This is a genomic window from Streptomyces sp. NPDC087215 (assembly GCF_044744885.1).
Classification (GTDB): Bacteria; Actinomycetota; Actinomycetes; order Streptomycetales; family Streptomycetaceae; genus Streptomyces.
The window spans coordinates 91,679-106,497 of record NZ_JBIUZD010000002.1 but is presented as its reverse complement, the minus strand read 5'-3'; the positions used below and the strand labels follow the sequence as shown (position 1 = coordinate 106,497).

Below are 14,819 nucleotides of genomic sequence, written 5' to 3'. Positions count from 1 at the left end.
TCACACTCCGGGGGACTCCGCGCCGCCCGCGCTGCCGGGGGCGGTGGCTTCGCTGGTGAGGGGGGCCGCCGTGGTGAGCGGCGGTTCGCTGGTGAGGGGAGCCGCGTCGGGGAGCGGGGGCTCGCTGGTGAGCGGTTCGCCGGTGCGGGCCTGCTGCGGAATCCGTATCCGTCCGAGGTGGTGGGCGGTCGTGGTCACGGGGGTCTCCCGATTCGTCTCGACAGGTGGGACCTGGGTCACGACTGAGCCCTACCCACCGCTCCTCGTTCTACCGGCGGAACGTGACGAAGTGACGTCACCTCGCCGGAACCGACCGCGCAAAACGGAACTGACCGGGCAAAGCCGACACGAGGGTCTCTCTCGTTGACACCTCCGCACGCCGGTGGTGGGCTCGTGACCTACTCGTGACCGGACCGGCGGAGCGGCCGGTCCCGCCGAAGGGAGACCTCGTGCGCCCCGTGCACCTCGTGCGCCCCCGGCGCGGGAGACGCGCCGCGACGGTGGTGGCCGTCGCCGTCCTCGGCGGTCTGCTCGGCGGGACGGTGGCGGTCCCGGCGCGGGCCGTTCCGGCGCGGGGGGTCGCGGCGGGGGCGTTCCCGAAGGTGCCGGCCGCCTCCCCGACGGACGCTCCCCGCGCGCCCGCCCCGGCGCGCGCGCTGCCCGACGTGTGGCCCCGGCCGCAGTCCCTGGCCGCCGCCGGGCCCTCCGTACGGCTCGGGGACGAGGTGACGCTGGTGGCGGACGGGGACGCCGATCCGTACGCGCTCGCCGCCCTGCGCGCGCTGCTGGCGACCGCCGGGGTGCGGACCGTCCACGGGGGGCTCCCGGGCCGGGGGCCGGTGCTGGTGGCCGCAGGACCCGGCGGCGGGGCCGCCCGGGAGGCACTGGCCGCCCTGCGGGTGCCCGACCGGCTCGGCCTGCCGGACGGCGGCTACCGGCTCGCCACCGGCCGCTTCCGGGGGCGGGACACCGTGGTCCTGGACGGGGTGGGCGGGGACGGCCTGTTCCACGCGGTCCAGACGCTGCGCCAGCTCCTGGGGAGCGGCCGGGAGGTCCCCGGGGCCGTCGTCCGCGACTGGCCGGGCACGGCCGGACGCGGGGTCACCGAGGGCTTCTACGGGCGTCCCTGGACGACGGAGCAGCGCCTGGCCCAGCTCGACTTCCTCGGCAGGACCAAGCAGAACCGTTATCTGTACGCGCCCGGCGACGACCCCTACCGGGGTGTCCAGTGGCGCGAGCCCTACCCGGCGGAGCAGCGGGCCGGGTTCCGGGCCCTGGCCGAGCGGGCCCGCGCCCGGCACGTGCTGCCCGGCTGGGCCGTGGCGCCCGCCCAGTCCATGTGCCTGTCCTCGGACCGTGACACGGCGGCGCTGACCCGCAAGATCGACGCGATGTGGGACCTCGGGTTCCGGTTCTTCCAGCTCCAGTTCCAGGACGCCTCGTACGACGAGTGGCACTGCGAGCGGGACGCCGAGGTCTTCGGGCGCGGTCCCGGGGCCGCTGCCGCCGCCCACGCGCGCGTGGCGGGTGCCGTCGCCCGGCACCTCGCCGGACGGCACCCGGGGAGCGAGCCGCTGACGGTGCTGCCGACGGAGTACTACCAGGACGGGGCGACGGAGTACCGCACGGAGCTGGCCGGGGCGCTCGGCGCGCGGGTGCGGGTGGCGTGGACCGGCGTCGGCGTCGTACCGCGCGCGATCACCGGCGGTGAGCTGGCGGCGGCCCGGGACGCGCTGCGCCATCCGCTGGTCACCATGGACGACTACCCGGTCAACGACTACGCGCAGGACCGGCTGTTCCTCGGCCCCGTCACCGGCCGCGAGCCGGGTGTGGCCGCCGGTTCCGCCGCGTTCCTCTCGTACGCCATGGAGCAGCCGGTGGCCTCCCGCGTGCCGCTGTTCACCGCCGCCGACTACGCCTGGAACCCGCGCGGCTACCGGCCCCCGGAGTCCTGGCGGGCGGCCGTGGACGACCTCGCGGGCCCGGCGCCCGGCGCCCGCGGGGCGCTGGCGGCCCTCGCGGGGAACAGTGCCTCCTCGGTCCTCGACCCGACGGGCGAATCGGCCTTCCTGAAGCCGCTCCTGACGGCGTTCTGGGCGTCCCGCGAGCGCCCGGAGGAGCCGGGCGGGGGCCGGGACGGCGAGCCCAGGGCGGCCCCGGGCGGCGGGTCGCCCGGGGCCCCCGGGTCCGGCGCCGCCGACCGGCGGGCGGAGGCGGCGCGCGCGCTGCGGGCCGCGTTCACCGTGATGCGGGAGGCCCCCGGGCGGCTGGCGGACACGGCGGGCGGCGCCCTCGGCGAGGAGACCGGACCCTGGCTCGGTCTCCTCTCCCGGTACGGCCTCGCGGGCGAGACCGCCGTCGATCTGCTGCTGGCCCAGACGCGCGGCGACGGCGCCGCGGCCTGGCGGGCGCAGCTGCGCCTCGAAGCGCTGCGGAAGGAACTGGCGGCGAGCCGGGTGACGGTCGGCGCGGGGGTCCTCGACCCGTTCCTCGCGCGCGTGGTGGAGCGGGCGGCGGCCTGGACCGGTGCGGACCGGGCCCCGGCGGCCGGTGCGGAGCGGGCCCCGGGCTCGTACACCGTGCGGTTCGGCCGGGCGCGGCCGTTGGAGGCCCTGACGGTGATGGCGGAGCCGGGCGCGGCGGACGGGGGCCGCGCGCGCGTGGAGGCGCGGGTGCCGGGCGGCGGCTGGCGGGCGCTCGGTCCGCTGTCGGCGTCCGGGTGGACGCAGACCGGGGCCCCGGGGCTGCGTGCGGACGCGCTGCGGGTGGTGTGGGACGGCGGGGGCGCGCGGCCCCGGGTGCGGGCGCTCGTGCCGTGGTTCGCGGACGGGCCGCGCGCGGGGCTCGGCCTGGCCAGGACGGAGACGGACGCGGTGATCGGCGGTCCGGCGGCGCGGGTGGACGTGGAGCTGTCGGGGCGGCGCGCGCGGGAGGTGCGGGGGCCGCTGACGGCGAGGGCCCCGGCGGGCCTGGCCGTACGGCTGCCGGAGCGGGCCGTGGTGGAGCGGGGGTCGCGGGCGACGGTCCCGCTGGAGGTGTCGGTGGCGCCGGGGACGCCGGTGGGCGCCTACCGGGTCGCGGTGTCGTTCGCGGGCCTGGAGCGGGTGCTGACGGTGCGGGCGTTCCCCCGTACGGCGGGCGGGGATCTGGCGCGGGCGGCGACGGCGTCCTCCTCGGGCGACGAGACGCCGGACTTCCCCGCCGCCGCCTCGGTGGACGGGGACCCGGCGACCCGCTGGTCCTCCCCCGCCGAGGACGACGCCTGGCTGCTGCTCGAACTGCCCCGGCCGGTGCGGCTGGGGCAGGTGGTGCTGCGCTGGCAGGACGCGTACGCCTCCCGGTACCGGATCGAGGTCTCGGCGGACGGGCGGTCCTGGCGGACGGCGGCGACGGTGAGGGACGGCCGGGGCGGACGGGAGCCGGTCCGCACGGACGCCCCGGACACCCGGTTCCTGCGGGTGCGGGGCGAGGCCCGCGCGACCCGGTACGGCTACTCGCTCTGGTCGGTGGAGGCGTACGCGGTGGCGCCGGAGGTCTCCGCCGGGGAGACCGGGAGGACCGCGGGGGCGGGGCGGACCGCCGGGGCGGGCACGACCGGAGAGACGGGAGGGGACGGGGAGGAAGGGAGGGCGGGAGAGCCGGGGAGGACACCTCCCGGGGCCACGGGCCGCTCCGGCACCACGGGCTGACCCGGCACCACCGGCTGACCCGGCCGCTCCGGCACCACCGGCCGCTCCGGCGCCCTGGACCCGATGGGCTCCACCGGACCGGGCACGGCGGCGACGGGTAGCCGCGGGGCGGGGGTCGGGGGTCGGGGGTCGGGCGGACGGCCGTGGCCCCGGTGGGGCCTCCGGCGGCGCTCCCGGCGGCGCGGCCGGGGGGGCGCGGCTTGAGGAGCGGACCGGCCGGGGCGCGGACCGGCCGGGGGCGTGGCTGAGGAGCGGCCCGCCCCCTGGGGGTGTGCCGCTCCGCGCACCCGGCCCCGCGTACGCGAAAGGCCCGGCTCAACCCGTCGTCAGCGCCCTCACGGGGGCGTCGGCGACGGAGTCGATCCGGGCCATCACGTCCTCGGCTCCGTACGGCTGGAGGTACGGCAGCCAGCGGGGGTCCCGGTGTCCGGTCCCGATGATCCGCCAGGCCAGGCCGGTCGGCGGGGCCGGTTGGTGGCGGAGCCGCCAGCCGATCTCCCGCAGGTGTCTGTCGGCCTTGACGTGGTTGCAGCGGCGGCAGGCCGCCACCACGTTGTCCCAGGCGTGGGTGCCCCCACGGCTGCGCGGGACGACGTGGTCGACGCTGGTCGCCACCGCCCCGCAGTACATGCAGCGCCCGCCGTCACGGGCGAAGAGCGCCCTGCGGGTCAAGGGAACGGGCCCCCGGTAGGGGACCCGCACGAAGCGTTTCAGCCGCACCACGCTGGGCGCGGAGACGACTTGGGTCTCGCTGTGCAGGAAGGCGCCGGACTCCTCAAGACAGAGGGCCTTGTTCTCCAGGACGAGGACGAGCGCGCGGCGGAGCGGTACGACGCCGAGCGGCTCGTACGACGCGTTGAGGACCAGGACATGCGGCACGGATGCCTCCTATGACGCCGGCGGCGCGTGGCTCGCGCCGGGACGAACTGCTCTCAGTCTCTCCTCATGCCTGGTCGGAACGCCACCACGTACCGCGCTCGGGGTGGACGGGCCGGGCGTGTTCTCGACCACACCGGCATGTCTTGCCTCTTCTCTGCCCGGGTGAGGCCGGTCTCTCCCTCGAACACGGCAACGAGACCACGCGAGAGGCCCCGTTACTGTGGAGGATCCGCGTCCGCAATGCTTGGAGGTTGTCCCGTGTCCTGGTCCGCCCTGGCGGCTGCCACCGAACCCGAGCCCATTCCGGTGACCCTGGACGAAGCCGCGGAGACGGCGACGAACGCGGCGAGCTGGGTGGAGCAGAACTGGTCCACCTGGCTGAACACCGGGCTGCGCATCGTGCTGATCCTGGTCGTGGCGCTGCTGCTGCGCATGGTCATACGGCGTGCCCTGACGAAACTGATCGACCGGATGAACCGCTCGGCGCAGGCGGTGGAGGGGACGGCCCTGGGCGGTCTCCTGGTGAACACCGAGCGGCGGCGGCAGCGCTCGGAGGCGATCGGTTCGGTGCTGCGTTCGGTGGCGTCGTTCCTGATCCTGGGCACGGCGGGACTGATGATCCTCGGCGCCTTCCAGATCGATCTGGCGCCGCTGCTCGCCTCGGCCGGTGTGGCCGGTGTGGCGATCGGTTTCGGCGCCCGGAACCTGGTGACGGACTTCCTCTCCGGTGTCTTCATGATCCTGGAGGACCAGTACGGGGTCGGTGACTCGGTCGACGCGGGCGTGGCCTCCGGCGAGGTCGTCGAGGTGGGTCTGCGGGTGACGAAGCTGCGCGGGGTGGACGGCGAGATCTGGTACGTGCGCAACGGCGAGATCAAGCGGATAGGGAACCTCAGCCAGGGCTGGGCGACGGCGGCGGTCGACGTGACGGTCCGGCCGACGGAGGACCTGGAGAAGGTGCGGGCCGTCATCACGGAGGCGGCCGAGTCCATGGCGAAGGAGGAGCCGTGGAACGAGCGCCTGTGGGGCCCGGTGGAAGTGCTCGGTCTGGTCGAGGTGCTGATGGACTCGATGACCGTCCGGGTCTCGGCGAAGACCATGCCGGGGAAGGCGCTCGGGGTGGAGCGCGAGCTGCGCTGGCGGATCAAGCGGGGGCTGGACGAGGCGGGCATCCGGATCGTGGGCGGGCTCCCGGCGCAGGCGGAGGAGGCGGCGGCCGATCCGACCGCGGGCATGGCGGCGCCGTCGGCGTTCGCCTCGGCGACCTCCCCCCAGTCGGCGGCGGCGACCCCGCTGCCGAGGACGGACCTCACCAAGTAGGCCCGGCGGCGCGGGAGGCGGGACGGATCGCGCGGCGGCCGGGAACCCCCGGCCGCCGGAAGGAACCGGCCCCGCCCGGCGGGGAGCGCCTCTTCCGCCGGGCTCCGGAAACGCCCCCTCGGGTAACGCTTCGGTTGCCTTCGGGGGCGTTTGTCGTCCCCGGGTATTGACGGCTCCGTGACGTCCGCCTTACCTTCCTCCCACCGAATAGGAAACTTTCCTAACAGTGCAGTGGGTGAACGGTTCCGCCGCCGGGCAGCGCTCAGGCAGCAGAATGGCCCGAAAGCGTCGAAGGGCAGGTGCGACCTCATGGCCGGTACGACCCCGGGAACCCCCGGCACACCGCGCGTCCTGCGCGCCATGAACGACCGGGCCGCCCTCGATCTGCTCCTGGAGCACGGCCCGCTCTCCCGCACCCGGATCGGCAAGCTCACCGGCCTGTCCAAGCCGACCGCCTCCCAGCTGCTCGCCCGCCTCGAAGCCGCGGGCCTGGTCGTCGCCACCGGCACCACCGAGGGCCGTCCCGGACCGAACGCCCAGCTCTACGCGGTCAACCCGCGGGCCGCGTACGCCGCCGGACTCGACGTCAACCAGTCCCGTATCCACGCCGCCGTCGCCGACGTCACCGGCCGCATCGTCGGCGAGTACGAACTGCGCACCCCCGGCCGCGCCGCCTCCGGCGTGGTCCGTCAGGTCACCGACGCCCTCGACGGGGCCGTCGAGGCGGCCGGGATCACCCGCGAGGAGGTCCGGCGGCTGGTCATCGGCACCCCCGGCGCCTTCGACCCGGCCACCGGGCGGCTGCGGTACGCCTCCCACCTGCCCGGCTGGCACTCCCCCACCCTCCTGGAGGAGCTGGCCGCGGCCCTGCCCATGCCGTTCGAGTACGAGAACGACGTCAACCTCGTCGCCGTCGCCGAACAGCGCGTCGGCGCCGCCCGGGGCCACACGGACTTCGCCCTGCTGTGGAACGAGGAGGGCCTCGGCGCCGCCCTCGTCCTCGGCGGGCGACTGCACCGGGGCTTCACCGGCGGCGCGGGCGAGGTCGGTTTCCTGCCGGTGCCCGGCACCCCGCTCGTCCGGCAGGTCACCAAGGCCAACTCCGGCGGCTACCAGGAGCTCGCGGGCGTGCAGGCCGTCCCCCGGATCGCCCGCTCCCTCGGCATCGACACCCCGGAGCAGCCGTACGTCCCGGTGGCGAGCGGACTGCTCGCGCACGCCGCCGAGGCGCACGGCGAGGACCCCCGGTACGCCGAACTGCTCGACCGCTACGCCGAACGCCTCGCCACCGGTCTCGCGTCCCTGGTCGCGGTCCTCGACCCCGAACTGATCGTGCTGTCCGGCGAGGTCCTCGTCGCCGGCGGCGAACCCCTGCGCGCTCGCGTGCAGTCCGAACTCGCCGACCTCGCCGCCTCCCGGCCGCGCCTGGTCCTCACCGCCGTGCCCGTGCGCCCCGTGGTCAGGGGCGCCCTCGAAAGCGCCCTCGCCACCACGCGCGACGAGGTCTTCGACACCTCGCGCTGACCCACCGCCCGCCCCCGCTTCCTCCCCCTTCCCCCGTAACCCCTCCGCCACAGGGAGACACCGTCATGCCCGGACGCCCGCGCAAGGCAGCCGCCGCGCTCGCCGCCACCGCTTCGATCGCCCTCTTCGCCTCGGCCTGTACCGGCTCCGCGAACAACGCGGCGAGCGACGACCCCAAAGCCGAGACCACCATCACCTTCTGGCACGGCTGGGCGGCCCCGTCGGAGGTGGCGGCGATCACGGCCAGCGTCGACCGCTTCATGAAGGCCCACCCCAACATCAAGGTGAAGGTCGTCGGCAGCATCAACGACGACAAGCTGGGCCAGGCGCTGCGCGCGGGCGGCTCCAACGGGCCGGACGTCGTGTCCTCCTTCACCACGGCCAACGTCGGCAAGTTCTGCGCCTCGGGCGCCCTCGCCGACCTCAAGCCGTTCATCGAGAAGGACAAGCTGGACCTCGACAAGACCTTCCCGAAGGTCCTCCAGCAGTACACCCAGTTCGAGGGGAAGCGGTGCAGCCTGCCGCTGCTCTCCGACGCGTACGGCCTCTTCTACAACAAGGACGCCTTCAAGAAGGCCGGGCTCGACCCCGAGGCCCCGCCGAAGACCTGGTCGCAGTTCACCGAGGCCGCCAAGAAGCTCACCGAGCCCAAGGGCGACTCGTACGAGCAGCTCGGCTTCATGCCGAACTACCTCGGCTACGAGACCGTCGTCTCGCACTACATGTCCCAGTGGAAGCACGACGGGTACTTCGGCAAGGACGGCAAGTCCGTCGTCGCCACCGACCCGGGCTTCGCCAAGATGATGACGTACCAGAAGTCCCTGGTGGACGCCCTCGGCGGCTTCCAGAAGCTCGACAAGTACCGCACCACCTTCGGTGACGAGTGGGGCGCCCAGCACCCCTTCCACACCGGCCAGGTCGCCATGCAGCTCGACGGCGAGTGGCGGCTGAACTTCGCCAAGAACGCCAAGGTGCCCTTCGAGATCGGCGTCGCGCCGCTGCCGGTCGCCGACGACGAGATCGCCGAGTACGGCAAGGGCTACCTCTCCGGCACGATCATGGGCATCGCTCCGCAGAGCAAGAAGCAGAACGCCGCCTGGGAGCTGATCAAGTACATGACCACGGACACCGAGGCCGTGGTCCAGTTCGCCAACGACATCGGCAACGTGCCCTCCACCCTGGAGGCCCTGAAGTCCCCGAACCTGAAGCTGGACGCGCGCTTCAAGGTCTTCCTGGACATCGCCCGCCACCCGAAGTCCAGCACCTCCGACGGCGCCATCAACGGCTCCGCCTACCAGGACACCCTCCAGAAGTTCGCCCAGAAGTACGAGAAGGGCGAGGTCGCCGACCTGCGGAAGGGCCTCGCGGACACCGCGGCCCAGATCGACCGCGACATCGCAGCGGCGAAGTGACGGCCCGCACCCCATGAGCACGGACACCCTGCCCGCGAAGGCGGCGGCCGCCCCGGCCGCCGCCGTTCCCGGAGGACGCAACACGCTGCGCGCCAAGCGCCGCCGCAACGCCCTGCGCACCCTGGCGTTCATGTCGCCCTGGCTGATCGGCTTCGGCGTCTTCTTCGCCTACCCGCTCCTCTCCACGCTGTACTTCTCGTTCATGCGGTACGACGGGCTCAACCCGCCCACCTGGCGGGGCACCGACAACTGGTCGTACGTCTTCACGGACTTCCCGCAGTTCTGGCCCGCCCTGCAGAACACCCTCTGGCTCTGTGTCGTCATGGTGAGCTGCCGGGTCCTCTTCGGCCTCGGCATCGGGATGCTCATCACCAAGATCAAGACGGGCGCCGGAGTCTTCCGCACCCTCTTCTACCTGCCGTACCTGGCCCCGCCGGTGGCCGCCACGCTCGCCTTCGTCTTCCTGCTCAACCCCGGCACCGGACCGGTCAACTCCCTCCTGGAGGCGATCGGCATTCCCGCCCCCTCCTGGTTCAACGACGCCAGCTGGTCCAAGCCCGCCCTGACGGTCCTCGCCGTGTGGGGCATCGGCGACCTCATGGTCATCTTCATGGCCGCGCTGCTCGACGTGCCCAAGGAGCAGTACGAGGCCGCCGAACTCGACGGCGCCTCCGGGTGGCAGCGGTTCCGCTTCATCACCCTGCCGAACATCTCGCCGATCGTGCTCTTCGCGGTCGTCACCGGGATCATCGGCGCGATGCAGTACTACACCCAGCCGATGGTGGCCGCCAAGGTCGCCTCGGGCGTGATGGGCGGCTCCGGCGTCACCTTCGTCCCCGGCCACCCGGACGACTCCACCCTGACCCTCCCCCAGCTGGTCTACAGCCTCGGCTTCAGCCAGTTCAACTACGGCGCGGCCTGTGTGGTGGCGCTGGTGCTCTTCGCCTTCTCCATGGCCTTCACCGCGCTCCTGATGCGCAAGCGCGGCGGCCTGATCGGCTCGGGTGACTGAACCATGACGACCGCAACCCTCCCCGACCGGACCGCGTCCGCGAACCCCGCGCTGCGCCGGGCCCGCCGCAAGGCGCTGCTGCACTGGATCGCCGTGCACTCGCTCGGCATCGCCGCGGCCCTGTTCTTCGTGCTCCCGTTCGTCTTCGTCTTCCTGACGTCCGTGATGAGCGACCAGCAGGCGCTCACCCGGGACCTGACGCCGAACTCCTGGCACTTCGAGAACTACGTCGAGGTCTTCGAGACCCCCGGCTTCCTCACCTGGTGGAAGAACTCCCTGCTGTACGCGGGACTCGGCACCGCCCTCGTCGTGGTGTCCTCGGTCCCGGTGGCGTACGCGCTGGCCAAGTTCCGCTTCCGCGGCCGGCACCTGTCGCTGCTGCTCGTCATCTCGATGATGATGCTGCCGCCGCAGGTCGTGATCATCCCCATGTACCTGTTCTGGGCCAAGCAGATGGACCTCTCCGGCTCCCTGTGGCCGCTGATCATCCCGATGGCCTTCGGCGACGCCTTCGCCATCTTCCTGCTGCGCCAGTTCCTGCTGACCATCCCCGACGAGTACGTCGAGGCGGCCAGGATCGACGGCTGCGGAGAGTTCCGCACCCTGATCCGGATCGTGCTGCCGATGGCGAAGCCCGGCATCGCCGCCGTCGCCCTCTTCCAGTTCTTCTACTGCTGGAACGACTACTTCGGGCCGCAGATCTACGCCTCCGAGAACCCCGCCGCCTGGACCCTCAGCTACGGCCTGGAGTCCTTCAAGGGCGCGCACCAGACCGACTGGAATCTGACCATGGCCGCGACCGTCCTGGTCATGGCCCCTGTGATCCTCGTCTTCTTCTTCGCCCAGAAGGCGTTCGTCGAGGGAGTCACACTGACCGGAGTGAAGGGCTGAAGCACACCATGAAGCTCACTGTCGTGGGGGGCGGTTCCACCTACACCCCCGAACTGATCGACGGATTCGCGCGCCTGCGCGACACCCTGCCCATCACCGAACTCGTCCTCGTCGACCCGGCCGCCGAGCGGCTCGAACTGGTCGGCGGCCTCGCCCGGCGCATCTTCGCCAAGCAGGACCACCCGGGGAAGATCGTCACCACCTCCGGCCTGGACGCCGGGGTCGAGGGCGCCGACGCCGTCCTGCTCCAGCTGCGGATCGGCGGACAGGCCGCCCGGCTCCAGGACGAGACCTGGCCGCTGGAGTGCGGCTGCGTCGGCCAGGAGACCACCGGCGCCGGAGGTCTCGCCAAGGCGCTGCGCACGGTCCCCGTCGTCCTCGACATCGCGGAGCGGGTCCGGCGCGCCAACCCCGACGCCTGGATCATCGACTTCACCAACCCCGTCGGCATCGTCACCCGCGCGCTGCTCCAGGCCGGTCACAAGGCCGTCGGCCTGTGCAACGTGGCCATCGGCTTCCAGCGCAAGTTCGCCGGGCTCCTCGGCGTGGCACCCTCCGACGTGCACCTGGAGCACATCGGGCTCAACCACCTGACCTGGGAGCGCGCGGTGCGCCTGGGCGGGCCCGAGGGCGAGAACGTGCTGCCCCGGCTGCTCGCCGAGCACGGCGACACCATCGCCGACGACCTGCGGCTGCCGCGCCAGGTCCTGGACCGGCTCGGCGTCGTCCCCTCGTACTACCTGCGCTACTTCTACGCGCACGACGAGGTCGTCCGGGAGCTCGGCACCAAGCCCTCGCGGGCGGCCGAGGTCGCCGCGATGGAGAAGGAACTCCTGGAGATGTACGGGGACCCGGCGCTCGACGAGAAGCCCGCCCTGCTCGCCAAGCGCGGCGGCGCCTTCTACTCGGAGGCGGCCGTGGACCTCGCCGCCGCCCTGCTCGGCGGCGGAGGTTCGCCGTACCAGGTGGTGAACACGTACAACAGGGGCACGCTGCCGTTCCTGCCGGACGACGCCGTCATCGAGACGCAGGCGTCGGTCGGCGGCCACGGGGCCGCGCCGCTGCCGGTCGCCCCGGTGGACCCGCTGTACGCGGGGCTCATGGCCCATGTCACGGCCTATGAGGACCTGGCGCTCGAAGCGGCGCTGCGCGGCGGCCGGGACCGGGTGTTCAAGGCCCTCCTCGGACACCCGCTGGTGGGCCAGTACGAGTACGCCGAGGGACTCACCGACCGGCTGATCGCGCACAACCGGGAGCACCTCGCGTGGGCGTGAACCTGGACGGCGCGCTCCTCGCGGTCGACGCGGGGAACAGCAAGACCGACGTCGCGGTCGTCGGACCGGACGGCACCGTCCTCGGCTCGGCGCGCGGCGGCGGGTTCCAGCCCCCGGTGGTGGGCGTGTCGACGGCCGTCGACAGCCTGGCGGAGATCGTCGGGCGGGCCTGGGCACAGGCGGGCGGGGCCGCGCTCCCGCCCGCGTTCGCGCACGTCAGCGCGTGTCTGGCCAATGCGGATCTGCCCGTCGAGGAGGTCGCGCTCCAGACCGAGATCCTGGGCCGGGGCTGGAGCCGGTCGGTGCGGGTGCACAACGACACCTTCGCGATACTGCGCGCCGGACTCGACGAGCCGCGCGGTGTCGCCGTGGTCTGCGGCGCGGGCATCAACTGCGTCGGGATGACCCCCGACGGGCGGACCGCCCGCTTCCCCGCGATCGGGAAGATCTCGGGGGACTGGGGCGGCGGCAGCGGCATGGCCGAGGAGGCGCTGTGGTGCGCCGCGCGGGCCGAGGACGGGCGCGGCGAACCGTCCGCGCTGGCCGTCGCGCTGCCCGCGCACTTCGGCCTGGAGACGATGTACGCGCTGATCGAGGCGCTGCACCTGGGTCTGGTGCCGTTCGAGCGGCGGCACGAGCTGACTCCGGTGCTGTTCCGGGTGAGCGCCGAGGGCGATCCGGTGGCGCTGTCGCTGGTGCACCGGCTCGCCGAGGAGGTCGTGGCCATGTCGGCGGTCGCCCTCGGGCGGCTCGGACTGCTCGACGAGGAGGCGCCGGTGATGCTGGGCGGCAGCGTCCTCGCCGCGCGGCACCCGCAGTTGGAGGACCGGATCAGGGAACTCCTCGCGGAGCGGGCGCCGAAGGCCGTCGTCGGTTTCGTGACGGCGCCGCCGGTGCTCGGCGCGGGGCTGCTCGCGCTGGACGAGTCGGGGGCGGGTCCGGAGGCGGCGGACCGGCTGCGGAAGCACTACGGGGCCTGATCCGGCCCGGCCCGCGGGGCGTCCCTTCCTGGTGGAGGGGCGCCCCGCGGGCGTGTGCGAGGGGGGTGCCCTCCGGCCGCCGACGGGGCGGGCGCGGGCGCGTCGGGGCCGTTCACGCGGGTGTTCGACGGCGGGCCGGGAGGGAACCCGCCGGTACACGTTCACCTGTTCGAGCGACAGCGGATACGGAACCGGTGCGGGCCCGTCGACGTATTCAAGGTGAGGGGGTTCGCCCGGGGCGGTCGCCACGGGCGTGCGGCACGATAAGAACAAGATCGAGTCAATCCCGGTGTGCGGAAGGCCCCCTGCGGCCATACTGCTGGCCGGGTGGTCGTCCACCGTGACCGGCCCGCACCGGGACCCGGCCGGACGGCCGACGTCAGCGACCGAGGGGGAGGTCAAGTGACACACCCGCCGAACGCGCCCGCCGTCCCGGCGGCGCGGAGCACGGCGCCCGCGCGCCCGGCAGGCGTGCCCGCGCAGCCGTCGCCCGCGCCCGCCGGTCTCCCGGCCCCGGGGCGCGGCGCCCGGTCCGCGGGCCGTGAGCGGCTGCGGGCCGTCACGACGACCGAGCCCGGCAGGCTCCAGATCCTCGGGGCCGTACTCGCGGTGCTCCTCGTCGCGTTCGGCGCGGTCACCGCCCTCCAGGTCGACGACCGGGCGTCCGCCGTGGACGACGTCGTCCACCGCAGCCGTCCGCTCTCCGCCGACGCCGCCTCGATCTACCGCTACCTCGCCGACGCCGACACCACCGCCGCCAGCGGCTTCCTCGCGGGCACCCTCGAACCGCGGGAGTCCCGCGAGCAGTACGACCGGGACATCACCGGAGCCGCCCGGCTCCTCGTCGAGGCCTCGGCGGGCGGCTCCGGTTCCGGTGAGTCGGCCGAGCAGATAGCCGTCCTGAACGAGCAACTCCCGCGCTACACGGGTCTGATCGAGCGGGCCAGGGCCGCCAACCGGCAGGGCCTGCCGCTGGGCGGGGCCTATCTGCGGTACGCCAACCAGCAGATGACCTCCACCCTGCTCCCGGCCGCCGAGCGGCTGTACGAGGCCGAGACCGAGCGACTGCGGCAGGACGACTCCTCGGCCCGCGCCTGGCCCTGGGCGTCGGTCGCCCTCGGTCTCGCCGTCCTCGCCGCCCTCGCCTGGGCCCAGCGCCGCAACTACCTCCACACCCACCGGGTGTTCAACCAGGGGCTGCTCGCGGCCACCGCCGCCACGGTGGTCGCCCTGCTCTGGCTGGTCGCCGCGCACTCCCTGGCCCGCGCCGATCTGAGCGAGGCGCGGACCCGGGGCCAGGAGTCCCTCCAGGCGCTCAACACCGCCCGGATCGGCTCGCTCACCGCCCGCGCCAACGAGAACCTGACGCTGGTCGCCCGGGGCGCGGTCCTCACCGAGGACCCCGACCCGGCGAAGCGGAAGGACAAGTACGAGACGGACTACGCGGCCAGCATGGACACCCTGACCCGGGCGCTCGCCACGGCGGGCGAGCGGGCCGACGACAGCGAGGGCCGCACCCCCGTCCAGGAGGCGGTCGCCCGCGTCGGCGAGTGGCAGCAGCGCCACAAGGACGCCCGCGCGCGGGACGAAGCCGGTGACTACGAGGCCGCCCTCACCCGGATCATCGGGCCGAAGGACTCCACCGAGCAGGCCTTCGACCAGGTCGACGCGGCCCTGGAGAAGGCCCTCGCGCACGAGGGGGACGAGTTCACCCGGGCCGCCTCGGCCGCCGGTGGAGCGCTGGCCCTGCTGCCGTTCGGCGCGGCGCTGCTCGGCGTCCTGGGCGCGGCGGGCGCGGTCCTCGGCGTCAACCGCAGACTGTCGGAGTACCGGTGAGA

At 73.8% G+C, this 14,819-nt stretch carries 11 protein-coding genes; 9 read left to right on the top strand and 2 right to left on the bottom strand.

All coding sequences use genetic code 11. From position 1 onward, the window contains the following. Nucleotides 1-198 carry a hypothetical protein gene (locus ACIO92_RS05140; RefSeq protein ID WP_366440606.1) on the bottom strand — a complete coding sequence of 66 codons (198 nt, stop codon included), beginning with the start codon at nucleotides 196-198 and terminating at the stop codon, nucleotides 1-3. Between the two features lie 260 nt (nucleotides 199-458). Between ACIO92_RS05140 and ACIO92_RS05135 the strand changes: the two genes are divergently transcribed. Next, complete coding sequence (locus tag ACIO92_RS05135; protein ID WP_402282499.1) at nucleotides 459-3,689, top strand: beta-N-acetylglucosaminidase domain-containing protein; 3,231 nt, start codon at nucleotides 459-461, stop codon at nucleotides 3,687-3,689. Between the two features lie 315 nt (nucleotides 3,690-4,004). On the opposite strand, the gene ACIO92_RS05130 is transcribed toward ACIO92_RS05135, so the two are convergent. Further along, entirely contained in the window at nucleotides 4,005-4,568 is a 564-nt protein-coding gene (locus tag ACIO92_RS05130) for an HNH endonuclease (protein WP_366440607.1), read from the bottom strand. Between the two features lie 258 nt (nucleotides 4,569-4,826). On the opposite strand from ACIO92_RS05130, the gene ACIO92_RS05125 reads away from it, so the two are divergent. The 8 genes from ACIO92_RS05125 (at nucleotide 4,827) to ACIO92_RS05090 (ending at nucleotide 14,817) form a co-directional block, all read left to right on the top strand. Then, a complete protein-coding gene (locus ACIO92_RS05125) occupies nucleotides 4,827-5,888 on the top strand; it encodes a mechanosensitive ion channel family protein (RefSeq protein WP_366440608.1) in 1,062 nt (353 codons plus the stop codon). A 309-nt stretch (nucleotides 5,889-6,197) separates the two neighbouring features. Then, complete coding sequence (locus ACIO92_RS05120; RefSeq protein ID WP_366440609.1) at nucleotides 6,198-7,412, top strand: ROK family transcriptional regulator; 1,215 nt, start codon at nucleotides 6,198-6,200, stop codon at nucleotides 7,410-7,412. 65 nt (nucleotides 7,413-7,477) lie between these two features. Continuing rightward, nucleotides 7,478-8,824: an ABC transporter substrate-binding protein gene (locus ACIO92_RS05115; RefSeq protein WP_366440610.1), complete on the top strand. Its 1,347-nt coding sequence runs from the start codon at nucleotides 7,478-7,480 to the stop codon at nucleotides 8,822-8,824. 13 nt (nucleotides 8,825-8,837) lie between these two features. After that, nucleotides 8,838-9,836 (top strand): carbohydrate ABC transporter permease, encoded by a 999-nt coding sequence (locus ACIO92_RS05110; protein WP_401237931.1) that lies wholly within the window; start codon nucleotides 8,838-8,840, stop codon nucleotides 9,834-9,836. 3 nt (nucleotides 9,837-9,839) lie between these two features. Continuing rightward, the gene (locus tag ACIO92_RS05105; RefSeq protein ID WP_366440611.1) at nucleotides 9,840-10,727 is read left to right on the top strand and encodes a carbohydrate ABC transporter permease; all 888 of its coding nucleotides are present in this window, start codon (nucleotides 9,840-9,842) and stop codon (nucleotides 10,725-10,727) included. Between the two features lie 8 nt (nucleotides 10,728-10,735). Then, on the top strand, nucleotides 10,736-12,001 hold the full coding sequence (locus ACIO92_RS05100; protein ID WP_402282292.1) for a 6-phospho-beta-glucosidase: 1,266 nt from the start codon (nucleotides 10,736-10,738) through the stop codon (nucleotides 11,999-12,001). After that, nucleotides 11,992-12,981: an N-acetylglucosamine kinase gene (locus ACIO92_RS05095; RefSeq protein ID WP_401237927.1), complete on the top strand. Its 990-nt coding sequence runs from the start codon at nucleotides 11,992-11,994 to the stop codon at nucleotides 12,979-12,981. The genes ACIO92_RS05100 and ACIO92_RS05095 overlap by 10 nt, the downstream gene beginning before the upstream one ends. A 402-nt stretch (nucleotides 12,982-13,383) precedes the next feature. Then, nucleotides 13,384-14,817: a hypothetical protein gene (locus ACIO92_RS05090; protein ID WP_402282289.1), complete on the top strand. Its 1,434-nt coding sequence runs from the start codon at nucleotides 13,384-13,386 to the stop codon at nucleotides 14,815-14,817. Nucleotides 14,818-14,819 lie beyond the last annotated feature (2 nt).

What these genes read in the sequence shown, in the direction of transcription:
- ACIO92_RS05120 (WP_366440609.1), top strand. Translation starts at nt 6,198, where the DNA reads ATGGCCGGTACGACCCCGGGAACCCCCGGCACACCGCGCGTCCTGCGC.
- ACIO92_RS05115 (WP_366440610.1), top strand. Translation starts at nt 7,478, where the DNA reads ATGCCCGGACGCCCGCGCAAGGCAGCCGCCGCGCTCGCCGCCACCGCT.
- ACIO92_RS05110 (WP_401237931.1), top strand. Translation starts at nt 8,838, where the DNA reads ATGAGCACGGACACCCTGCCCGCGAAGGCGGCGGCCGCCCCGGCCGCC.
- ACIO92_RS05105 (WP_366440611.1), top strand. Translation starts at nt 9,840, where the DNA reads ATGACGACCGCAACCCTCCCCGACCGGACCGCGTCCGCGAACCCCGCG.
- ACIO92_RS05100 (WP_402282292.1), top strand. Translation starts at nt 10,736, where the DNA reads ATGAAGCTCACTGTCGTGGGGGGCGGTTCCACCTACACCCCCGAACTG.